Raw genomic sequence first — 23,740 nt, 5'->3', positions numbered from 1 at the left:
GATTAGATCCCCGCTACTGATTTAGTTTCAACTGTAATTCCTGGCGACATAGTTGAAGAGATATGAATACTCTTGAAATATGTTCCTTTTGCTGCAGAAGGTTTTAATTTAGAGATTGTTTGCAATACTTCTAATGCATTCTCATAAATTTTATCTGCAGAGAAAGATGCTTTTCCTATTGAGGTGTGGATGATACCGGTTTTGTCAACCTTGAAATCGATTTTACCACCTTTTACCTCAGTTACAGCTTTACCAACTTCTGGGGTAACTGTACCTGATTTAGGGTTTGGCATAAGGTTACGCGGGCCTAAAATACGACCCAAACGACCAACTTTAGCCATAACACTTGGCATAGTGATGATAATATCAACATCAGTCCATCCGCCTTCAATCTTGGCAATATAATCATCCAAACCTACGTAATCTGCACCAGCGTCTTTAGCTTCTTGCTCCTTATCAGGAGTACAAAGTACTAATACACGTACAGTTTTACCGGTTCCATGAGGCAATGTTGCAATACCACGCACCATTTGATTGGCTTTACGCGGGTCAACACCTAAACGAACGTCTATATCAACTGATGAATCAAATTTAGTTAAGGTTAATTCCTTTACCAAAGCTGATGCAGCTTCTAATGTGTACGATTTGTTTGCCTCAATTTTGGAGAGTGCCACTTTTTGATTTTTTGTTAATCTTGCCACTGTCTTTAAACTGATTTGTATAAATTAATTAATTCCAGGGAGCTGTACCTGATACGGTAATTCCCATGCTGCGGGCAGTACCTGCCACCATTTTCATGGCCGATTCAACTGTGAACGCGTTCAAGTCAACCATTTTATCTTTTGCTATAGTCTCAACCTGTTCCCAGTTAACACTGGCAACTTTTTTACGGTTAGGCTCAGCAGAACCACTCTTTAAACCGGTAGCTTCCAATAACTGGATAGCAACGGGAGGGGTTTTGATGATAAATTCGAATGATTTGTCAACATAAACAGTAATCAAAACAGGCAATACTTTTCCAGCTTTGTCCTGGGTGCGTGCATTAAATTGTTTGCAAAACTCCATGATGTTCACACCTTTTGCACCCAATGCAGGGCCAATTGGTGGTGATGGGTTTGCGGCGCCGCCTTTAACTTGCAGCTTAACCATTGCACCGATCTCTTTTGCCATTTTAATTTACTTTAATTATAAACTCAATGTTAGTACGTGGAAGCTTAGTAACATTTAAGATTTTTACGGTTTGATATTAATTTTAGCTTACTTAACGCTTTCTTAATATTTAAACCTTTTGTATTTAATATTTTACCTGTTAATTTATCATGTGATAATACCCGCCTTCCAGTCGGGTACAGATGACAAAAAAACTATTCTTTTTCTACCTGCATGTAATTCAATTCAAGCGGCGTACGACGCCCGAATATCTTTACCATTACTTTCAGTTTCTTCTTCTCTTCGTTAACTTCTTCGATAACGCCGCTGAAACCATTGAAAGGCCCGTCCATAACTTTAACAGCCTCACCTACATAGTAAGGTACGCTCATAGTTTCACCCTGGGCACTCATCTCATCAACCTTACCTAAAATACGGTTAACTTCTGACTGGCGAAGCGGGATAGCATTTCCGGCTTTATCACCCAGGAAACCTATTACGCTGTTTATGTTTTTGATAATGTGTTCGGTTTCGCCATCTAAAACAGCTTCCATCAACACATAGCCAGGAAAGTAGTTACGCTCTTTAGCTATCTTCTTTCCATCGCGCATTTGGTAATACTTTTCAGTAGGTATTAATACCTGTGGTACCAAATGACCGATGCCCAAACGGCTAATTTCGGCATCGATATATTGTTTAACTTTTTTTTCCTTACCACTAATAGCCCTAACTACATACCATTTCAATTGATCACTCATCTGCTTCTCCCCTGATATTATGTTAGTGATGTGTAAAACAGTTTAAGCAAATAATTAATGATCTGGTCCATACCTAAGATAACCAGCGCAATAATTACAGCGGCAACCAATACCAAAACAGCGCTGCTTTGCAGCTCGCGCCATGTAGGCCAGGTAACCTTTTCGGTTAACTCGATGTATGACTCTTTAATATATTCAGCTACGCCTGCCATTTTTATATTGTGCTTAAGCACGGGAACAAGGATTCGAACCCTGATCAAAGGTTTTGGAGACCTCTATTCTACCGTTGAACTATTCCCGTGTGTTATTTTATAATAAGAAAACATAAGTTTGCCGTTGAAGGCTAAACTTATGTTTTCAAATTAACCTTTTATTGAAATATCAATTATTTCAAGATTTCAGTTACCTGACCAGCACCTACGGTACGACCACCTTCACGGATAGCGAAACGTAAGCCTTTTTCCATTGCGATAGCGTTGATCAACTTTACAGTGATTGTAACGTTATCACCTGGCATAACCATTTCTACACCTGGTTCTAATGAAATCTCACCAGTAACGTCAGTGGTACGGAAATAGAATTGCGGACGGTATTTGTTGAAGAATGGAGTGTGACGGCCACCTTCTGCTTTTGATAATACGTAAACTTCTGCTTTGAAATCGGTGTGAGGAGTTACTGAACCTGGTTTGCAGATAACCATACCACGACGGATATCAGTTTTCTCAATACCACGTAACAATAAACCTACGTTGTCACCAGCTTCACCGCGATCAAGGATCTTACGGAACATCTCAACACCAGTTACAGTTGATTTCAAGTTTTCAGCACCCATACCAAGGATGTCAACTTGCTCACCTGAGTTGATTACACCACGCTCAATACGACCAGTAGCAACAGTACCACGACCAGTGATTGAGAATACGTCTTCAACAGGCATTAAGAAAGGAAGATCTGTCAAACGTGGAGGGATTGGGATGTAGCTATCAACAGCATCCATCAACTCCATGATTTTACCAACCCAGGTAGGATCGCCGTTAAGACCACCTAATGCAGAACCCTGGATAACTGGAATATCATCACCTGGGAATTCGTAGAATGATAATAATTCACGAACTTCCATTTCTACTAACTCTAATAATTCCGGATCATCAACCATGTCAACTTTGTTCATGAAAACAACAAGTGCAGGTACACCTACCTGACGAGCTAACAGGATGTGCTCACGAGTTTGTGGCATCGGACCATCAGTTGCAGCAACTACGATGATTGCACCGTCCATTTGGGCAGCACCAGTAACCATGTTTTTCACGTAATCCGCGTGACCTGGACAGTCAACGTGTGCGTAGTGACGGTTAGCTGTTGAATATTCAACGTGGGCAGTGTTGATGGTAATACCACGTTCTTTTTCTTCAGGAGCCGAGTCAATTGAATCAAATGAACGAGCTTCTGATAAACCTGCATCAGCCAAAACTTTAGTGATAGCTGCGGTAAGGGTTGTTTTACCGTGGTCAACGTGACCGATTGTACCGATGTTTAAGTGCGGTTTACTGCGGTCAAACTTTTCTTTTGCCATGATCTATAAATTATTTTGTAGGTTAATTTTAACTTTATATGTAATGTTTCAATAACACCGAGCCAACAATGGGATTTGAACCCATGACCTCTTCCTTACCAAGGAAGTGCTCTACCCCTGAGCTACGTCGGCTTATTTTCTTTTTTTTTAGTTTACAGCTATCAGTTGTTTGCTTGCAGTTACTTTACTGCTTACGGCCTACTGCTATCTGCAACCGAGCGGAAGACGAGGTTCGAACTCGCGACCTATAGCTTGGAAGGCTATCGCTCTACCAACTGAGCTACTTCCGCTTGTTAAGCTTTTAGTTTGTTATTTCCAGCACTTGTTAAGTACCAAAAGTTCATTCCTCAAACCTCCTTAATCAAGTCAGCAGTTTACAATCCCGTTAGCTTTACACTAACCGCGAACTATAAACTGCCTACTTAATATGTGGGGGGAGAAGGATTCGAACCTTCGTAGCCGAAGCAACGGATTTACAGTCCGTCCCATTTGACCGCTCTGGTATCCCCCCAGTAGTTTATCCCGGATTAACAATGTCCAAAATTGAAGCTAAACATTATCTTTCCGAAAAAAACTGAGCCTCCTATCGGGATCGAACCAATGACCTACTGATTACAAGTCAGTTGCTCTACCAGCTGAGCTAAGGAGGCTTATATTTAAATTTGCCTTTTCGTTATTTTAAACCGTGTGTGGCTTTCGGTAACGGAGCGCAAAAGTAATAAGCTTTTTGATATTTTAAAGAACTATTTTAACTTTTTTTTGAGGCGTTAAATACCTCCCCGAAAGGGACTGCAAATCTACAAAAAATAACACCACGTCAAAATTTTTTATAAAAAAAATTCGGCAGGCTAAAAACCTGCCGAATTTGGCTCAATGTAAGCCCCTCTATATCACTAAAAACCGTCCTCTGCTGCCGTTAAAACAGCTTTTTTGGCCGTAGCATCAGCAATGGCTTTCTTTTGTTTATGCTTCTCAATTTGCTTCCTCAGGCTCTCAACTGCCAGGTCGGTAGCTTCCTCAAAACTCTTACATTTCTCTTTAGCGAAGATCTGGTTTCCTGGTAGCAATAATTTGATCTCCGTTATCTTATTACATTCATCTTCCACATTCTCAAGCTTTAAGTAAACCTCACCGCTAATAATATGATCATAAAACGTATCAAGCTTATCTGCCTTTTTCTGAATAAAATCTAAAAGTTTCCTGTCTGCGGTGAAATGAATTGACTGCACTGTAATTTTCATGTTTCCTCCTTTTTAAGCCTTTGGATGGGCGAGTTTATAAATAGATTTTAGTCGTTCAACTGAGTTGTGCGTGTAAATTTGGGTAGCGCTGAGGTTAGCATGGCCCAAAAGTTCTTTAATTGAATTTAAGTCGGCCCCGTTGTTTAGCATGGTGGTTGCAAACGTGTGCCTGAGCACGTGAGGGCTCCGTTTATTTTGAGTTGATATGTTGGATAGGTATTTCTGCACTATTAAATAAATCAATTTCGGATAAGCATCGGCTCCTTTATTTGTAACGATAAATGTAAAGGAATTGTTATTAAAATTTTGATTTTTCTTTAACTCCAAATATTGAGGCAACAGGATCTTCAGCTCGTTATTGATAGGAATGATACGTTCTTTATTACGTTTCCCCAATACCTTCACTACTCCCCCATCAAGGTTAAGATCCTGTTCTTTAATGCCTAACAATTCGGCAAGGCGTATACCGGTGCCAAACAACATCTCAATAACAAGTTTATCGCGCAGCCCCGGAAAGTCGTTTGTAAAAACGTCATCGCTATCTAACATTTTTGTTAAACGAGCATCTTCAACCACCACGGGCAGGGTTTTGGCAATTTTTTGTGAATGGATACGCGATGTCGGATTAGTTTCAACGATGCCTTCCTGCAGTAAAAATTTAAAGTACTTGCGCAGCGTAGCCATTTTCCGGTTAACAGAACGGCCAGTAAGTTTTTGGTCAAGCAACTCAACCATCCAGTTACGGATGTCATGATAGCTTACCTGCGATGGATGGGTGATAACCGGCTCGGGCCCAGGATTGGCACCGCCGGGATTGTTTAAAAAGCGCACAAACTGATCCAGGTCTGACTGATACGCGGACACAGTATGGACTGAATACCGCTTTTCATACTTGATGTACTGGATAAAACGCTCTAAAAACATAAAAAACTATTTATACATCCGGGATTATGAATGTACAAATAGTTTTAATATAGTGTTAAGAAAACTATAAAATTTTACAATTAAACAGTTTCTTGATTCAATGTCTGTTTGTAGATAGCATGTTTAACAACATGACGACGGGTTACAGATTTTTTTTCGAAAGCCTGACGACTACGTAGTTCTCTTAAAACACCTGTTTTTTCGAATTTCTTTTTGAAGCGTTTCAATGCTTTATCTAATGATTCGCCGTCTTTTACGTTAATAATGATCATAATTCCTAAAATACCTCCTTTCAAGGGAGGGCAAAGATAATCACAATGTTTTGAATATCAAAGAGAGAGCAGGAATTATTTTTTGATTCTGAAGATTATACACTCAACGCTATCAATGACTTTCAATTTTTATGATCATTTCTTTAAAAGTGTATCTAAATAATCTTTCAAGCCAGGATTTGAAGGCAGCGGGCCATAAAGCATCACCACTCTAAAATTCTTATCAATAATTACACTCCGCGGGACTGACAGTACCTTATAAGGTTTTAATGTTATGATGTCTGCAAATAGCTGCACGCCTTTTGCATTAGTTCTTTTTAAATAATCTTTCCATAGCTTTTTATTGTCGTATACACTAAGTGCAACAAATGCAATATCCTGGTTACCTTCATATTGTTTTTTTAATTTTTCAAAGCGGGGCATTTCTTCAAGACACGGGCCGCACCATGTAGCCCAAAGATCAATATAGATAACCTTGCCTTTTAAACTACTCAGTTTTACCGGCCGATTATCGGCGTCAACAGCGGTAAAATCCTCAGCCAGATCTCCGGTAGTAAATTCCAGCTTGTTGCTAAGTGTTTCGCGGGCTGCTTCCCTGTACCGGCTATTCTTTATCGAATCTATTTTAGGTAAAAAGGTAGCCAACACTTTTTTATCATCGATGTGATTTATCTCATAAACCAACTCATAAGCATATTGCCAGTCTTTTATCCGGGCGTCAACAGGGGTTTGATTTCTTTTATAACTATCGAGGATGCTGTAATAATTACTCCTGAATGCTTCAAGTTTGAGATTGTCGACTTTCATGAGATTTACAGCATATTTGTCCCATAAGGGATCAAGCAGCTTTTTTGATTCAGCAAACACAGAGTCCCTTTCACTATCAGATACCCTGTTTCCCCTGATAAAAAACCCGGCTAACAATTTAAAGCTGCTAAATAGGTCGGCCTCTATACGTGCCTTTTCAATATCAGCAAAATCCTTTGGCAGCTTTTTGGTAGCTTTAAGTTTATCACGCCGTGCCTGGGCTAATTGCAAAACCGTATCCAGGGTTTGCCTTAGCGTACGCCTTATATTAAGACCTCCATTCAAATACGAACCTGATTTGGGGAACGGTACAGTCTTCAGGTAATCATCGGCCTCGGCTCCGGCACCATGCAACACGGATTTCTCGGGTGCATTGTAATCCACAACCACATTCAGCACGTCACCAGGCGAAAGATAAAGCTCATTTCGTCCCAGAAAAAAATAGTTAGCTTCCTTTAAATTGAATTTGACAGAGAAATACCCGTTTGTATCAGGCATGATCTGTAGGTTACTCTCAAAAGGCTTTAAATATGATAGTTCAGAATAGTCAAATAGTATAGCCCGGTCATTAAAGTTCACAAGTTTCCCGGATATAGTCACTTCATTATTTCCGTGTTTTAAGTCGGATACATTGAGAAGACCGCGTGAAACCGGATGCTTATTAACCTTCACCCCATTATCAATTTTAATAACAGGCTGTTTTTGCTGAGCAATAATTGGATTGTGAAATAGAAAAAGTAAAAACAAGGGCAAGATAAATTTGATTTTCATGAAAGGTTTAAGATTATATAAACTAAGATAGCCTGTTTTATAAACGCCATTTGTTAAATAGTCTTAAATATGAATGATCTCTCCCTTAACTCCTAACCCGCTTTTGATGGCAAACGTTAATAAACAACAAAGGCCGCCAATGGCAGCCTTTGTTGTTTTAAATATACTTTGGGTTCAATAATTATTGTTTATCCCAATATACCCTTGTATTAAGTGCATCTGCACCCTGACGTGCAATCACAGCATTATAATTGGCCGTGTTAAGATCACTTTCTGTTTGCGGGTATTGTTGCCTGCGCGGGATTTTTTGGCCCGGGCTTAATGAACCAGGAACCGGATCAAGCAGCTTAGGCAAACCTGTACGACGGTACTCTGCCCATGACTCCCAACCATTGCCTAAGAAACCGGCAATCCATTTTTGAGTCATGATCTGATCCATTGCTGTTGCAGCCGAAAACTGAACTGATGCCTGAGCAAGATAAGCAAGTTCATTAGTTAGAGTAACACCGTTTTGTTCCAATGACGCTTCTACGCCTTTATTATAGTAATCAGCGGCAGCACCGTCACCACCGGCTATCCAGCCAAGGTGGGCAGCTTCTGCCTGTGTAAACATGATTTGTGCGTATGAAGTCCAAACAGTTGGTGAAGCCTGACCAGAAACAGCTATACCTATTAACGATATGTTGCCTGGTTTGCTACGTGTACCTTGATTATAATCGCCCAAAGCATCGCCATATGTACCATACGGTAAACCTACGTAAGTACCTGCTGCAGTTGGCGCCGCATAAACAGATAACCTTGGGTCATGAAGATTAGTTAGTGTGTTAACAACTAAACTGCTAACCGCGTAATCATAACGGTTACGGTAGTTAGTATAGTAAGGGTTTTCGTTAGTTTGAGCAGCAAGGTAAGCGTAAACCGCGTTTTCGTTATTTGAAGCCATTAGACCACCAGCTACGGCTTTGGCATACTCTGTTTTGCCGGTAGCCGGGTCAACTTTCGAAAGCCTCAAAGCCATGATTGCATGTAATGAGTTGGCCCAGTGTTTCCATTTGGTGACACTTCCGCCAAATAAAATATCCTGTTGTCCATCGAAAAATGCCCCGCCGTCAAACTGAGCCTGCGCTTCGTCAAGCTCTTTCATTAAAGCTGTATACACATCTTTTTGAGCGTCAAACGCCGGAGAAAAGTTAGCCTTACCATTTAAAGCCTGTGAGTAAGGAATATCGCCCCAACGATCGGTAATAGTCAGGTAGATAAAAGCGGTTAGAATCCTGGCCGTAGCAATTTGATTGCTGGTAGAGCCATACCTTTTAACAATTTCCTGATCCTTTTTAGTTGGATCTGTGTTAACTTCTATTATCGTTTTCAGATCTTTTAACGGACCGGTATAGTAACCCTGATAATCGTATTGTTTCAATGAAAACAATGACTCATTGGTGTAAAAGGTTTCTGCCAGGTACTGCGAATACAAATTGCCTGTAAACGCGTTGATGTTGGTTGTAGCACCCGCACCACTAACACCGCCCAGGTATTGAATAGCACTGGACAATAAAAAGCCAGGCAGCGCATTTGGCGATTGGTTGGGGTTAACATTCAAGTCGCCCCCGGTTTTACATGAGGCCAGGATAACTATACCCGCCCCAACTATATATTTACTAATCTTAGATATTCTTTTCATGATTTGTGCGCTAATTAGAACGTTAACTTGATGTTAAACCCTAAATTTCTTGTGTTTGGTAACTGACCACCTTCGTAGAAAGAGGTTTGTAATTGAGATGGGTCTACTCCTTTTAATTTAGAATAGATCATCCAAGGGTTTTGAGAAGTTATGCCAAAATATGCTGTTTGGAACGGCAACCTACCCAGCATTTTTTTAGGGAATGAATAACCTACGCTAACTTCTCTTAATTTGATGTAAGAAGCATCGTAAGTCCATTTTTCCCAGATTTGGCTATATGACTGCTCATACAGGGTACGTGTTTCAACGTAAGTAGTGTTAGGTGTACCGTCTTCATGAACGCCAGCAACTAAAACACCGCCACCATCGGCAACTGGGTTACGTTTTGGATTGCCTTTAGCATTGTTACCTACAGTTTCGATACCTAAACCAGAACCGTTAAGGTTTTGCTGGGTAACTGACACAAATTTGCCGCCTTTCTGGAAATCAAGTGAGAAAGCCAGGATAAAGTTTTTGTAGTTAAACGAGTTGGTAAAACCACCGGTGAAGCTTGGCAGCATGCTTCCTAAATTAACGGTATTGTTTACAATAGGTAAGCCGTCGTCACCAACTATGATGTTACCGTTTTTGTCGCGGGTAAAGCCCGATCCTATAATCTGACCATAAGATTTGCCTACTATACCATTAACACCAAAGCTTGGTGAACCAACAAAGCCAAAGCTTTGGGTACCTGCAGCCTGATTGCCGCCCGAAGCTGTATAACCACCTAAACCATCAGGAGTAACTTTCAGATTATTAAGGCCAGGGTATAGTGATATAACTTTATTTCTGTTGAATGAAATATTGAAATCAGAATTCCAGGTAAATTCTTTCGATTTAATTGGTGTACCGCCAAGAGTGATCTCGATACCGTTGTTCCTGATCTGACCTGCGTTGATCACCGCTGTAGAGTAACCAGAAGTTCCGTTTACCGGAAGTGGCAGGATCTGATCTTTTTGAGTACGTGTATAGTAGTTGAAATCAAACCTTACACGGTCTTTAATGAAATGCAACTCGGTACCAATCTCATAAGATGTAGAAAGCGATGGCTTCAGGTTTGGATTAGGCAGCGTGTTTGGCACAGTTTGAATTGCAGCGTTACCCACTTTTGTAGGTCCGTACGGTGTGGTAGTTAAGTTATAAGTTTGGTAAATTGAGTAGATAGGAGCATCAGAACCCAATTTAGCAGCCGAAAGCCTTAATTTACCAAATGTAAGGATGTCATTTTTCGGCATCAGTTCGGTGAACACGAATGAACCTGATAAACCGCCATACCAATATGAATTATTATTTATCGGTAAAGTTGATGAAATATCATTACGAGCGTTGAAATCAAGATATAAGAAATCTTTATACCCGAATGAAGTAAAACCGTAATAGCTGTTTATCCTTGATAGTGCTTTGTAACTAAATGATGTTGGAGCATTTAAAGAGTTGGTAAGCGTATACAATTCAGGGATAGAAAGGCCACCATTTGTATTACCAGAAGTATACAGGTAACGGTCCTGACGGGTTTCGGCATATAAACCGGCTTTTACAGAAAGATCTTTAAAATTGTGGCTATATGCTAAGTTAGCAACATAGTTATTCTCTTTGTAAGTGTACTGGCTTTGTGAATATGAATCGGTGTTAACAGTACCCGAACCTACGCGTGAGTTATCATCACGGTTTAATAGATCTTCCCTTGCAATTAACGACAAAGATAGATCCTTAGTAAACTGGTAAGAAGCAGTTAAGTTACCAAATACACGATTGTTGTTTGACTGTGAAGTATTCACATAAGCCTCAGTATATGGGTTATCCCAGTAGTGTGGCGTTAAGTCGTCAGGACTTGTGATGTTCCATGAAGTATAAGTACCATCAGCCCTTCTGTAATTCTTAAGCTTGTCAATTTCAACATCCCTGTGAAACCACTGGCTAAATGAACCGGCAGTTTGAGTACCGTAACCTTCCTGAGGTACGTTATTTGAATTGATTTGCGAAAAGTTGAAGTTAGCGCTTACTGTTAATTTCTTGGTTAATTTAAGCTCGCCGTTTAAACCAACGTTGTTACGTTTTTGGTTACTGTTAGGGGTAATACCAGTACGATCGATGTTAGTATATGATACCCTGAAGTTGTAATTATCGGCAGCTTTTGAAAAGGCAGCATTCGTATTGTAAGTAACACCTGTACGGTAAAAATCACGTACGTTGTTTGGCTGGGCCACAAACGGTTTTAACTTACCAAAGTCAGGATTTGAAGGATCCCAGAAATACCATGGCGCATACAGGGTACCGTCCATTTTAGGGCCCCAGCTTTCATCAACACCATAATCGTAAATTTTTACACCATTAAATTTAGCAAATGATGCCGGAGATCCATTGTTAGGATCGTAGGTGTAAGTATCCCATTGCGTACTTGTACCACCGCCATACTCATTTTGATATTGAGGCAACTGATAAACTTTTTCAAAGGTTGTTGATTGGTTTAATGAAACACCAATCCCTTTATCGGCGCCTTTCTTCAAGGTTACCACAACTGCACCTTCAGATGCACGCTGACCGTAAAGCGCGGTAGCAGCAGGGCCTTTAAGCACCGTTAGCGACTCGATATCATCGTTGTTGACAGCGTTAGGATCGGTAACAACACCGTTAACCACGTAAATAGGATTAGCACCTGATAATGAATTGACACCACGGATACGAATAGTTGATGTACCAAATTTAGCGCCGGAGCCACCTAACACCTGTACACCGGCAATTTTACCGGCAAGGGCAGTGTTAAGGTCAGATTGCTTGGTTACTGTGAGGTCATCACCTTTTACCTGCTGCGCGGCATAGCCTAATGATTTTTGCTGCCTTGAGATACCTAAGGCAGTCACAATCACCTCATTAAGGCCTTTAGCCGACGCTTCTAAAACCACTTTCAGGTTTGCTGAAGCTCCAACAGGAACATCCTGAGTGGCATAGCCAATAAAGCTGAATGATAAAACCGCGTTGTTAGGAACGCTAAGTGAAAATTTACCGTCGACGGTAGTTTGAGTACCGGTTGTTGTACCTTTTATTTTAACCGATACACCCGGCAGAGGAAGACCGTCCTCTTTGGCTGTTACCGTGCCGGTAACAGTGTGATTTTGCGCAAAAAGCTGTGTTACAGCGAATACGAAACTGCACAAAATTAGTAGTAATCGTTTTTTCATAGAAAAAATTTAGCTAATAGTTAAGACGGCAAACTTAATATACAAGGGTAAAATAAAACAACAGCCGAATGTAATATTTCCTTTACAGGAATTTATTTAACCATAGAGAATGTTTTAGGAAATAACTAACAAGAAATTACCTTTGCCGACGTTAATACCACATGGCCGATTAGATCCGGCCGGTAATAAGTCAGTTAATATTGTTAATTATAAATTAGGAAAATGCGCGAGGCATTTTCCTAATTTGCTTTATAAGCGTCTGTATATCAAACTGCAATAAAATTAACTGCAACGATAGATTAAATAGAAAAATCTGTGTGTAAAGACGCATAAAACCGCGTCAGTTTTAGCCTAAAAAGCCCGGCGAAACCGCCTCTAAGAAGAAATTATTTCCCTGAAAAAGCATTAAAAACATTACTAAAATCATGTTTTTAAGCTTTAAAAATAGATGTAACAATATATTTACGTGATAAAAACCACTATATATGGCTTTAAACCGCATACTAAATGACAAAAGCCTGACAGAAGACGATAGTAAAATTGTCTTCCGCCAGGCCTTTTTGATCGTTTACTAACCTTTCAACACTTCCCTGCTGATCACTATTTTTTGGATTTCACTTGTTCCCTCCCCTATTGTACAAAGTTTGGCATCGCGGTAAAATTTCTCCACCGGGAAATCCTTTGTATAGCCATATCCGCCAAAGATCTGTACAGCTTCGGTAGCTGTACGTACCGCCGTTTCAGAGGCAAAATATTTAGCCATGGCCGATTGTTTGGTTACCGGCAAATGCCTGTTCTTTAAATCGGCCGCCTGCATTATCAATAGTTCGGCAGCTTCTATTTCAGTGGCCATATTGGCCAGCTTAAACGCTATCCCCTGAAAATTACCAATAGGTTGCCCAAACTGGTGGCGTTCCTTGGCATATGCAACAGCGGCATCAAAGGCGCCTTTTGCTATTCCTAACGACAGTGCCGCTATCGAAATTCTGCCACCATCCAACACTTTCATAGCTTGCTTAAAACCTTCACCCTCAACACCCAGCAGGTTTTCTTTAGGCACACGGCAGTTATCAAAAATAAGTTCGGTAGTTTCTGAAGCACGCATGCCCAGCTTATTTTCCTTTTTACCATGAGTAAATCCCGGTGTACCTTTTTCAATCACCAAAGCCGAGATGCCGTGCGAATCGCCTTTGTTGCCGGTACGTACCATCACCACGGCAACATTGCCCGATTTGCCATGGGTTATCCAGTTTTTGGAACCATTTACCACATAATGATCACCATCCAAAACAGCGGTAGTATTCATACCCAACGCGTCCGACCCGGTATTGGCCTCAGTAAGCCCCCAGGCACCAAGCCACTCGGCGGTAGCCAGTTTAGGCAACCATTTAAGTTTCTGCTCCTCGTTCCCAAAGGCCAGGATATGCCCCGTGCAAAGCGAATTATGAGCAGCAACTGATAAACCTATAGCCCCACAAACTTTGGCTATCTCACTTATTACGGTTACATATTCAAAATATCCGAAACCAGAGCCACCATATTGTTCAGGTACGAAAACGCCCATCATGCCCAATTCGCCCAGTTGCTTAAATAAGTCGATAGGAAAATGCTGGGCCTCGTCCCACTCCATTACATGAGGTTTAATATAGCGTTCGGCAAAGTCTTTGGCCATCTGGCCAACCATTTGCTGATTTTCGTTCATAGCAAAATTATACCCATCGGTATGAGGGGTATCAGTTAACATCGCATCCATACATTTTATAATTGGTTACCAACAAAATAACGTATAAAAAATGACATTGGTTTGCCTGTAAAAGCCTGCAAATCAAGAACGCTTTGGTATTGGGTATGAATTATAGGTTTAGTTTAAATAGGGTGGTTTTGGGGTAGAAAAATTGGTAAAAATATTTTTCAGGAAAATATTAATATAATCACTGTTTTAGTATCTCGCTACTAAAACAGTGATTATAAATAGAGTCAGGAAAGCTTGACATTTATGTTTCGTGCCTTTTTTAGGTCATAGTGTTATCTTCGGCCGGGCAGCACGCTCATAGGCTCGCAGGCCGGTATCCGCTCCTATCACTAACGCGAGGGATAGTAAAGAATTCAATAATTAATAATCTGCCAACACCACCAGCTTATCGCAAATAGGTGTTATACGATCCCGGCCATTCAGAAACCCAAGTCCTACTACAAAGGAAAAACCGGCAACAATGCCCCCCATTTCTTTAATAAGTTCGCTTGCCGCGGTTACGGTTCCACCGGTAGCCAGCAAATCGTCATGTAATAAGATGTGCTGGCCCGGTTCAAAGGCATCTGTATGCAGTTCGATAGTCGCGGTACCGTACTCCAGTTTATATGCTTTTTGTTTTATGGTGAACGGCAGCTTGCCGGCCTTGCGCACCGGAATAAACGGAACACCTAATTTGGTAGCCAAGGTAAGCCCAAACAGGAAGCCCCTGCTTTCAATTCCTGCCACAACGTCAATACGGGTACCCTTCAACTGCTCAACAAAAGCGTCAACAATGTTTTCGCACAGTTCGGGATCTTTAAGTATGGGGGTGATATCTTTAAAAATAATTCCTGGTTTCGGAAAATCGGGAATATCCCTTATGGCTGCTTTTATTTGCTGAGCTATCATTTGAAAACTAAATAAGGCCCAATTTTACGCAAAATTCCGTCATTAAGTATGGCAATATTTTTCAGATCGGTCAAGGTATTGTAATTACCATGCTCATCGCGGTAAGCGATAATGGCATCCATCTGCTTAAAACTCATATACGGAAAACGTTTGAGATCATTAAAAGTAGCTGTGTTAATGTTCACTTTAATAATATGCCTGCCATCTACCGCAACCTCATCTTTTATCTGGTCGTACTTTTCCAGGTCAAGGCCATAAACTTCCTTTAACTGCTCCTTGCTGTAAAAGCCGCCAACCCGCTGACGATAACGAACAATACGCCGGGCGAACGCGGGGCCTATCCCGTGGATCATGGTAAGCCTCGCTGAATCAGCACTGTTGATATCAACTACTTCGCCCGGCTTAACCTTATTGAGATGCAGGGCAGCACCATCAGGTAAATCAATATACGGCTCAAGACGCTTGTATTCGACCGGACTGATACTGTACATTTTCTGCACATCTCCTTTGGTAAAAAACCGCCCGCCTTTTTCTTCGTAATGTTTAATCACCTGTGCCTGGTGCGCTGTAAGGCCAAGCTTTATCCAGTTTGCAACGGCTAAATTATTGGGATTAAATTTAAAGAGTGTAACGGGTAAAACTGTATGATTGGTGGCAGAAGTATTCTCATCAGCTATAAGATCGCCCGTTTTATTGGCATCGGCTACTGCTTTATCAAAAGCCTTAAAATTTATTGTATTATCTTTGTGGTTTGCCAGGAATACATAGGGGGCCAACAAAACCATCGCTATTAAAATAATCAGCACTACCATTCCGTTCCATTCTTTTTTTGTGATGGACAGGTAGCTTTTAACTTGCGGCCTCATTTATATACATTCCTGCCGTTAAATTAAATAAAAATTTAGGATATTTATTTGTTAAAACATACTGCTTATAAACAATGAAAGTTATAACCACCGAAGAGTTTGCCAAAGCCACCAAACTGGATAAGTTGAAAATGCCGGGCCTGGCCGCTTTATTGATGGAATTAATGAAGATAAACCAGGTAAACGACCTGTTTGCACAGGCGCAACCTAAACAAGGACCTGAGTTTGTTGACGCAATATTAGAGGGATGCGGCATCGACATTGAATTTGACGAGCGCGAGCTGCGTAACATACCTAAAGACGGAAGCTTTATTGCCATAGCAAATCACCCTTACGGGGGTATCGAGGGCATGGTGCTGTTGAAAATCCTTTGCATGGCCCGCCCCGACTCGAAGTTGATGGCCAACTTCCTGCTCAAAAAAATCCCAAACCTTGCCGATTATTTTATAGGGGTAAACCCATTTGAAAACGTTGAACATTCATCAAGCATAAGTGGCCTAAAAAACACACTTGAATTGTTAAACCAAGGTACGCCGATAGGTATTTTCCCTGCAGGTGAGGTTTCAACCTTTAAAGTAGAACAAAAACAGGTGACCGACCGTATGTGGCACCCCGTTGTGGGCAAAATCATAGCTAAAGCTAAGGTACCTGTTGTTCCAATCTACTTCCATGGTAACAACGGCTTACTGTTTAACTTCCTGAGTTTACTGCACCCTACCCTGCGCACAGCCAAGCTACCCTCAGAGTTATTTAACAAGCATGGCCATACCATTAAGTTGCGTATAGGCAAGCCTATCAACGTAACCGAAATTCCTGATTATACTAACAGTACAAAACTGCTTAACTTTTTACGTGCCCGTACTTATGCTTTAGGCACTGGCCTGGAAGAAGAAAAGAAAATCTTTAGCCCGCGTAACCTGTTTAAAATTAAACGTGACGCGGAAGAAATTGCTCCTGAAATTGATAGCGCTATCCTTGAAAAAGAAATAGAGCCGCTAAGGGAAAACTACAAGGTTTGGACCGAAAAAAACTACGAAGTATTTATTGTTCCTACTTCAACCATTCCGAATGTAATTCGCGAGATTGGCCGTTTAAGAGAGATCACTTTCAGGCAAGTGGGCGAAGGAACAAATAAAAGCATCGACCTGGATGAATATGATATTTATTACCATCACCTTTTTATCTGGGATTTTGAGGCCAAAATGATTGTAGGTGCTTACCGCATTGGATTGGGGGATGAGATCTTTTACAGCGTGGGCAAAAAGGGCTTTTATGTGAATGAGTTGTTTAAACTTAAAACGCAATTTATTCCGGTATTGCGCCGCAGCCTTGAACTGGGCCGCTCGTGGATCCGCAAAGAGTATCAAACTAAGCCTTTACCGTTATTCCTGTTATGGAAAGGCATCCTGAAATTCCTGATAGATAATCCACGTTACCGTTACCTGATTGGGCCTGTAAGTATCAGTAACTCGTTCTCCAAGTTTTCGAAATCACTTATTGTAGATTATATCAACCGCAATCACTTTGATCATGAAATGGCGCAGTACGTTAAACCGCGCAAAAAATTCAAGGTTGATTTTGCCAAAATTGATACCGACCTGCTCATGGCCGGCGAAGACAGTTTTAAAGGCCTCGATAACCTGATATCGGAAGTAGAAACCCGAAACATGAAAGTGCCGGTATTGCTTCGTCAGTATATTGCCCTGAATGCAAAGATCATCAGCTTTAACATCGATCCTAAGTTTGCCGATTGCCTTGATGGCTTCCTGGTGCTTGATCTTGAAAAAGTACCACAGGATATATTGGATAAGCTGGGGAAAAATTTATAAGCACCCACCTCACAGTAAAAAAAGAGAGACACCCACGACGGGCTTGTCTCTCTTTTTTTATAAACCGTTATTATACAATTCCTCTAAAACAAAAAGGCCTCCGATATCGGAGGCCCTTTTGTTAACTATATTTTGTTTTACAATTACCAGCTGTAACGTAAACCAAATTGCATTTGCCAGCGTGAAGCGAACAAATCAACTGAGTATGGTAAACCTGGGTTGGTAAAATTATAAGTTGGGTATGAAGCCACATTACCATTTTTAACAAATGCAGGGCCACCAGCTGCACCAGGCAAGGCACTTACCGGCGTTAAACCAACACTTGCTGAAGAGTTGAATGTATTTGCTGAGAAATAATATTGGCCCCAGCTCTTGTTCAATAAATTGGTAAGGTTGATGATATCATAAGTAAATGTGATCATCTGTTTGTGTTTACCGTTACCAAATTTAAAGTCTTGAGTAAAGCGGAAATCTAATTGATTGTTCCAAGGTGTGAAAGCAGCATTACGTTCGGTAAACTGACCACGACGTGAGCTTAAATATTTGTCGGCATCAACGTATGCGTTAAATGCAGCTATCTGTTGTGCGGCAGTTTGTACTACTACACCATTTTTCACTTGATCCACAATCATCTTAGCTGTTTCATCTCTGGTTGGAATGTAAGCCAGGCTCAATTGCTGACCTGTTCCATCGATAGCATTCGGATAAGTATCCCAGGTATATGGGTTACCACTTTGTGCGCTAAAGAAGAAAGAGAAGTTAGCTGTATAGTTGTGTCCGGCATCCCAATCGTGTTTGAAGTTCACGTTTGATACGATGCGGTGACGGATATCAAAGTTTGAATTGGCTAAGCCCGGATTGTTAGGATTCAAAGCCTGGTTCAACTGCCAGTTTGACTCCATTGAGTTACGAATACCATTGGTAACATCTTTAGAGTGCCCGTAGGTATAGGCAACCGAGAAGTTTAATGCGTTCAGTGGATCAAACTGAGTAAATTTCGCTACTTGTGCAGTTGCACTGTAACGGTAGCCTTCGCTGGTATTTGATAACAAATAAGCGTTGGTATATTTTGAGTTGATTCCTTTGTTGATGAATATCGGCTGCTGGTGCTGGGTATCATAAGGATAATAAGTTACGCTATCCTTGGTATTTACTTGTTGGAATTTCAAGTCGTGGATAACTTTAGTATAAATACCTTCGGCAGTAAATTTCCATTGGTTATCAGTTGTATAATCAACTGCTAAGCTGCTTCTCCATACCTGTGGCATTTTGAAGTTATTATCAATCATATCCACCTGGGTAGAACCGGTAGCACCAGTATTAAAGTTACCTTGTTGATTAACAAAGTTTAAACCGCCATTAGAAGGAGCCTGAATAGGGTTAGTACCAGGAGTAATCGGCGATGTAGCTGATGGTTTTTTATCATAAGCTCCGTAAGTAGCACCGTTGTTATAAAACGCGTAACCAAACCATGCAAAAGGAACACGACCGGTAAAGAAACCGCTACCACCACGTAAAATAACACTTTGATCACCGTTGGCATCATAGTTAAATGATACACGTGGGTTCCACTCTATGTTACCCAGGTAATTTTGTTTGATATCTTTTGGTTTGGTATAAGTATAAGTAGTGCCATAGTTTGGATCAACCGGAGCACTAGTTGTTTTATCGCTCAATGGTTGTTTGTTTGGCACACCCGCATAATCGGCACGTAAAGCTACAGTCAACTTAAAGTTGTCAGTTAACTGAATATCATCCTGTCCATATAAACTCAGCAGGTTCACTTTAAACTGAGCTGAAGGATGCGCTAAGATATAATCGCGTGTATTATCTGTATAATTAAAGTTTGCACGTACACGAGAAGGATTGTTGGCAATAAAGTTTTCAATGCTGCTATAAGCCACACGACCGTTCCATGCGTTAACGAAGTTATAAGTAATATTATAAAACTCGTTGTGAGTACCAAATGTAAACGTATGTTTTCCTTTTGTTAAGGTTAAGTTGTCGGTAAACTCAGCAGTTTTTTGGTGCATATCAAAGATAGCGGCTTCACGGTCGGTACCCATGAATATGGTTGTACCTGGGGTACGACCAGTGATCTCGATTTGAGGTAGCGCTGGGTTTGAGTTAGGGTCACGATAATCATGAACTGCAGAGTAACCTAAAACCAAGCTATTGCTTAAGTTACCTGAAAACCTTGATTTCAATTCCGCAACTGTTGAAGTTGAGTTATTGTGTGAAGTATAATCAATACCGCTGAAACGGAAATTTTGCTGATCGCGCTCTAAGTTTGTAGCTTTTGAGCTGATGGTATTGTTACGGATAGTTAACTGGTTGTGATCATCGATATTCCAATCTAAACGGTTAAAGTATTTGTTTGAGTTAGAGAATATCGTAGTGTTGTTATAAGTACCTGGATCAATACCATTTGGGTGGGCAGCATCTGTAGTAAATGCCTTAAATGCTGCAACCAATTTATCACCATCAGCCTGGCTTAAGATATTAGCCGAACCATTGTGATCAAGACCACGGATAACCGGATCCTGCCTGCGGGCAAGCTCCTCATTGGTAAAGAAGAATAATTTATTTTTAATGATTGGGAAACCTAAACGGATACCGGTTTGGTAATCATGAAAATCGCTAAGTTTTGAACCATCACCGCCTAAAGCAGCTTTGGCATTGTTAGCGCCCACCATAAATGATCCACGGCCGTAACCATAAACAGCACCGCTAAAATCATTTGTACCGCTACGGGTTACAGCGTTGATACTACCACCTAATACGTTACCAATTTTGATATCGTAAGGAGCAACATAAACCTGGATGTCCTGGATAGCGTCAAGAGAGATAGGGCTTGTACGGGTACTGCTACCTACCTGACCTGAAGCGTTGTTCTGACCACCTAATGATGGGCTGAAACCGATAGCGTCATTGTTGATAGCACCGTCAAGCGTTACGTTGTTATAACGGTAGTTGGTACCCTGAAATGAGTTATTGTTACTTTGAGGGGTATTTCTGGTTAAATCCTGCAAGCTGCGGTTAATTGAAGGAGCAGTACGGATCTGGTTTTGACCAATACGGGTACTTGCACCTGTTTTTGCCGGACCAGCAGAAGCTTTTACTTTAACCTCTTGCAGCGTAGTAGTTTCGTCCTGCAATACAAAGTTTAAAGTAGCGTTACCTAATTGAAGTGTCAGGTCGCTTTTTTCGTCTTTTTTGTAACCGATAAAAGTAGCGGTTACGGTGTAAGGACCACCCGGGTTAATGTTGTTAACCGAGAAACGGCCTTCGGCATTGGTTTGAGCACCATACCTGGTACCAGTGCTGGTGTTAAGCACAGTAATGGTAACACCCGGAAGTGTAGTACCTTTTTGATCTGTGACTTTACCAACAAGTACCGAGGTGGTGATCTGAGCGTTTGCAACGCCCCCAACCCCAATAATTATTAGTGTTAAAATAAGAAAGTAGAGCTTTTTCATTTGTGATTTTTTATTGCACAAAATTGCCCAGACAATGTTAAGTTTACATTAACACCAGATTATTATATTAACAACTACTTAATGATTTCTTTTTTGCTTAACATAAAAGCATCTGCGAAAAAATAAAAACCACTGATTATCAAAAAGATACAAAACAACCCCAATGCATAATGTTAATTTTTCCCTCAATTACAGATTGAGCATAAATTACACAACTATGCACATTAAGACTAAAACCTGACACTATTAAGCCAATCTACCTAATTAATGATAATTAGGTTTTTAACAAATGCTTAATAAACGATATGATAAGATCAATTTTTGATTCTCAGCTTATTAAGCAATTGATTCAGCAGGTATGCCGGCGCTATAGTTAGTGATTTGATATTGAGTTTGTTTTTGGCAAACTCCGGTTCGCGGCTATTGCCTATGAGCAATGCGCTTACAGAAGGAATAAGCATAGAAACACATAACAGCCACATAGCAGGCCCTCCAGTTTGCTGCCACGCTACCAGCTCCATTATACCGTAACTAAACCCTAATAAAACAAACAGGATAAAGTAGGATATAATTGGTGAGAGTTTTAAATAGAAATAGATGGCAATAGCTATAACAAATGAGGCCCAGTTAAAATATCCATTATAAATTCCTAAAAAGCCCAAATGTGGAAAAGGAACGGCCCAGATCAACCCGAAGAGGCTAAACGCTAAAGTCGGGATGCAGATATAATGTATTATACGGTTAACGTCATCCTGGTGAGCTTCTTCATATTCTCTGAAATAGCGATCAACCGGGCGTTCATCAATATTTACCGTTGCTTTTTGTTTGTTGTTAGTTTTTGCGGCCACGCTGTAAAAATAAAAAACCCCTCCGGTTTTGTGCCGGAAGGGTGCTGTTTAATTTTATAATGATTACTTGGCAAATGCTACCGAGCGGGTTTCCCTGATAACGGTAACTTTAATTTGACCAGGATAAGTCATTTCTGTCTGGATCCTGTTTGAAATATCAGCAGCCAACACTTCCGATTGCGCATCGCTGATCTTTTCGCTCTCAACAACAACACGCAATTCACGACCGGCCTGTATCGCGAAGGTTTTTTCTACACCAGGATATGAAAGCGCTAATTCCTCCAACTCTTTCAATCGTTTGATGTAACTTTCAACAACCTCGCGGCGGGCACCAGGACGTGCACCTGAAATAGCATCACAAGCCTGAATTATTGGTGATAGCATTGAGGTCATCTCAATTTCATCATGGTGAGCACCAATGGCGTTACAAACTTCAGGATGTTCTTTATATTTTTCGGCCAGTTGCATACCTAAAATAGCGTGAGGCAGTTCCGGGTTATCATCTGGCACTTTACCAATATCATGCAGTAAGCCGGCACGTTTAGCAAGCTTTACGTTAAGGCCCAACTCAGCAGCCATAGTAGCGCAGAAGTTTGCAACCTCGCGCGAGTGCTGCAACAGGTTTTGACCATATGATGAACGGTAACGCATACGGCCAACCATGCGGATCAGCTCGGGGTGTAAACCATGAATGCCAAGGTCAATCACAGTGCGCTCACCTATTTCAACAATTTCTTCTTCGATTTGCTTTTTGGTTTTGGCAACCACCTCCTCAATGCGGGCAGGGTGGATACGGCCGTCGGTAACCAAGCGGTGCATTGCCAAACGGGCAATCTCGCGCCTTACCGGGTCAAAACCTGATAGAATGATTGCTTCCGGAGTATCGTCAACAATGATCTCGATACCGGTAGCAGCTTCCAAAGCACGGATGTTACGACCTTCGCGACCAATGATGCGGCCTTTGATCTCATCGTTTTCGATATTGAAAATAGATACCGTATTTTCAATAGCGCTTTCGGTAGCGGTACGCTGGATAGTTTGGATAACTATTTTCTTAGCCTCTTTGGTGGCAGTTAATTTAGCCTCGTCAACAATATCCTTGATTTGGATCATGGCTTTTGTGCGGGCCTCCTCGCGCAGGGTATCCACCAATTGGTTTTTAGCATCATCGGCAGATAAGCCGGCAATGGTTTCCAGTTGCTGGATGTGCTGATTTTTCAGGTGCTCAACCTCGTCCTGCTTTTTAACCACTACCTCTGTTTGTTTCTCAAGGTTTTTACGGGTGTTGTCAAGTTCGCTCTCCTTGCGGTTAACATTTTCCAGGCGCTGATTTAATGATTGCTCCTTTTGCTTAACGCTGTTTTCGCGCTGGTTTACAGCGTTGTTTTTATTGTTAACTTCCTGCTCGTGCTCAGCTTTCATCTGCAAAAACTTCTCTTTTGCTTCAAGGAGCTTATTTTTCTTCAGGATCTCGGCATTATTTTCAGCATCTTTTAAAATCTTCTTCACTTTATTCTGAGCTGAGGCTTCCTGGTCTTTGAAAAGCTTTCGAAGCAGGAAGCGGCCAATCAAAACGCCAATGATGGCGCCTACAAGCAGGCCGATGATAACGTATAGTAATATGTCCATTTTAGGTTTGGTGGTGTTGTATATATGTATGTAAATAAAAAAACCGCAACTAAC

At 41.0% G+C, this 23,740-nt stretch carries 18 protein-coding genes and 5 tRNA genes; 1 reads left to right on the top strand and 22 read right to left on the bottom strand.

The annotated features are described in order from the left end of the window. Window positions 1-2 precede the first annotated feature (2 nt). The 19 genes from rplA to DUL71_RS00920 all read right to left on the bottom strand — a co-directional run bounded on the left by rplA (window position 3) and on the right by DUL71_RS00920 (window position 15,901). Window positions 3-701 carry a 50S ribosomal protein L1 gene (gene rplA / locus DUL71_RS01010; protein WP_091213558.1) on the bottom strand — a complete coding sequence of 233 codons (699 nt, stop codon included), beginning with the start codon at window positions 699-701 and terminating at the stop codon, window positions 3-5. Window positions 702-729: 28 nt separating this feature from the next. Then, window positions 730-1,170: a 50S ribosomal protein L11 gene (rplK, locus tag DUL71_RS01005; protein ID WP_090528676.1), complete on the bottom strand. Its 441-nt coding sequence runs from the start codon at window positions 1,168-1,170 to the stop codon at window positions 730-732. A gap of 194 nt (window positions 1,171-1,364) precedes the next feature. Further along, complete coding sequence (nusG, locus tag DUL71_RS01000; RefSeq protein WP_112572658.1) at window positions 1,365-1,907, bottom strand: transcription termination/antitermination protein NusG; 543 nt, start codon at window positions 1,905-1,907, stop codon at window positions 1,365-1,367. Between the two features lie 17 nt (window positions 1,908-1,924). Next, complete coding sequence (secE, locus tag DUL71_RS00995; RefSeq protein WP_112572730.1) at window positions 1,925-2,119, bottom strand: preprotein translocase subunit SecE; 195 nt, start codon at window positions 2,117-2,119, stop codon at window positions 1,925-1,927. Window positions 2,120-2,137: 18 nt separating this feature from the next. Further along, window positions 2,138-2,208 (bottom strand) — tRNA-Trp (locus DUL71_RS00990). Window positions 2,209-2,292: 84 nt separating this feature from the next. Next, window positions 2,293-3,480, bottom strand: coding sequence for an elongation factor Tu (tuf, locus tag DUL71_RS00985; RefSeq protein WP_091166595.1), 1,188 nt, complete (start codon window positions 3,478-3,480; stop codon window positions 2,293-2,295). Window positions 3,481-3,540: 60 nt separating this feature from the next. Beyond that, window positions 3,541-3,612, bottom strand: a tRNA-Thr gene (locus tag DUL71_RS00980). A gap of 85 nt (window positions 3,613-3,697) precedes the next feature. Then, window positions 3,698-3,770, bottom strand: a tRNA-Gly gene (locus tag DUL71_RS00975). 140 nt (window positions 3,771-3,910) lie between these two features. After that, window positions 3,911-3,991 (bottom strand) — tRNA-Tyr (locus DUL71_RS00970). A 66-nt stretch (window positions 3,992-4,057) separates the two neighbouring features. After that, window positions 4,058-4,130: transfer RNA gene (locus DUL71_RS00965), tRNA-Thr, on the bottom strand. 243 nt (window positions 4,131-4,373) lie between these two features. After that, the gene (gene hpf / locus DUL71_RS00960) at window positions 4,374-4,721 is read right to left on the bottom strand and encodes a ribosome hibernation-promoting factor, HPF/YfiA family (RefSeq protein ID WP_091213553.1); all 348 of its coding nucleotides are present in this window, start codon (window positions 4,719-4,721) and stop codon (window positions 4,374-4,376) included. 12 nt (window positions 4,722-4,733) lie between these two features. Next, a complete protein-coding gene (locus tag DUL71_RS00955; RefSeq protein ID WP_114936345.1) occupies window positions 4,734-5,645 on the bottom strand; it encodes a tyrosine-type recombinase/integrase in 912 nt (303 codons plus the stop codon). A gap of 80 nt (window positions 5,646-5,725) precedes the next feature. Then, window positions 5,726-5,917, bottom strand: a complete 192-nt coding sequence (gene rpsU, locus DUL71_RS00950) for a 30S ribosomal protein S21 (RefSeq protein ID WP_090528691.1) — start codon at window positions 5,915-5,917, stop codon at window positions 5,726-5,728. Between the two features lie 135 nt (window positions 5,918-6,052). Further along, window positions 6,053-7,495 carry a TlpA family protein disulfide reductase gene (locus DUL71_RS00945; RefSeq protein WP_114936344.1) on the bottom strand — a complete coding sequence of 481 codons (1,443 nt, stop codon included), beginning with the start codon at window positions 7,493-7,495 and terminating at the stop codon, window positions 6,053-6,055. A gap of 181 nt (window positions 7,496-7,676) precedes the next feature. Next, entirely contained in the window at window positions 7,677-9,176 is a 1,500-nt protein-coding gene (locus tag DUL71_RS00940; protein WP_114936343.1) for a SusD/RagB family nutrient-binding outer membrane lipoprotein, read from the bottom strand. Window positions 9,177-9,190: 14 nt separating this feature from the next. Beyond that, on the bottom strand, window positions 9,191-12,394 hold the full coding sequence (locus tag DUL71_RS00935; RefSeq protein WP_114936342.1) for a SusC/RagA family TonB-linked outer membrane protein: 3,204 nt from the start codon (window positions 12,392-12,394) through the stop codon (window positions 9,191-9,193). Between the two features lie 571 nt (window positions 12,395-12,965). After that, window positions 12,966-14,147, bottom strand: coding sequence for an acyl-CoA dehydrogenase (locus DUL71_RS00930; protein WP_112572669.1), 1,182 nt, complete (start codon window positions 14,145-14,147; stop codon window positions 12,966-12,968). A 360-nt stretch (window positions 14,148-14,507) separates the two neighbouring features. After that, on the bottom strand, window positions 14,508-15,035 hold the full coding sequence (locus tag DUL71_RS00925) for an adenine phosphoribosyltransferase (protein WP_114936341.1): 528 nt from the start codon (window positions 15,033-15,035) through the stop codon (window positions 14,508-14,510). Next, entirely contained in the window at window positions 15,032-15,901 is an 870-nt protein-coding gene (locus DUL71_RS00920; protein ID WP_114936340.1) for a ComEA family DNA-binding protein, read from the bottom strand. Before DUL71_RS00920 ends, DUL71_RS00925 begins: the two co-directional genes overlap by 4 nt. A gap of 74 nt (window positions 15,902-15,975) precedes the next feature. On the opposite strand from DUL71_RS00920, the gene DUL71_RS00915 reads away from it, so the two are divergent. Next, window positions 15,976-17,730, top strand: a complete 1,755-nt coding sequence (locus DUL71_RS00915) for a lysophospholipid acyltransferase family protein (RefSeq protein ID WP_114936339.1) — start codon at window positions 15,976-15,978, stop codon at window positions 17,728-17,730. A gap of 143 nt (window positions 17,731-17,873) precedes the next feature. On the opposite strand, the gene DUL71_RS00910 is transcribed toward DUL71_RS00915, so the two are convergent. From DUL71_RS00910 to rny, 3 genes are all read right to left on the bottom strand, one after another. Next, entirely contained in the window at window positions 17,874-21,209 is a 3,336-nt protein-coding gene (locus DUL71_RS00910) for a TonB-dependent receptor (protein ID WP_114936338.1), read from the bottom strand. 314 nt (window positions 21,210-21,523) lie between these two features. Next, the gene (locus DUL71_RS00905) at window positions 21,524-22,057 is read right to left on the bottom strand and encodes an Mpo1-like protein (protein WP_114936337.1); all 534 of its coding nucleotides are present in this window, start codon (window positions 22,055-22,057) and stop codon (window positions 21,524-21,526) included. 63 nt (window positions 22,058-22,120) lie between these two features. Then, a complete protein-coding gene (gene rny / locus DUL71_RS00900; protein ID WP_112572683.1) occupies window positions 22,121-23,686 on the bottom strand; it encodes a ribonuclease Y in 1,566 nt (521 codons plus the stop codon). Window positions 23,687-23,740: the final 54 nt, after the last annotated feature.

It is taken from the genome of Mucilaginibacter endophyticus (genome assembly GCF_003351025.1).
Classification (GTDB): Bacteria; Bacteroidota; Bacteroidia; order Sphingobacteriales; family Sphingobacteriaceae; genus Mucilaginibacter; species Mucilaginibacter endophyticus.
The sequence above is the reverse complement of the archived record's forward strand: the minus strand, read 5'-3'. Positions and strand labels throughout refer to the sequence as shown.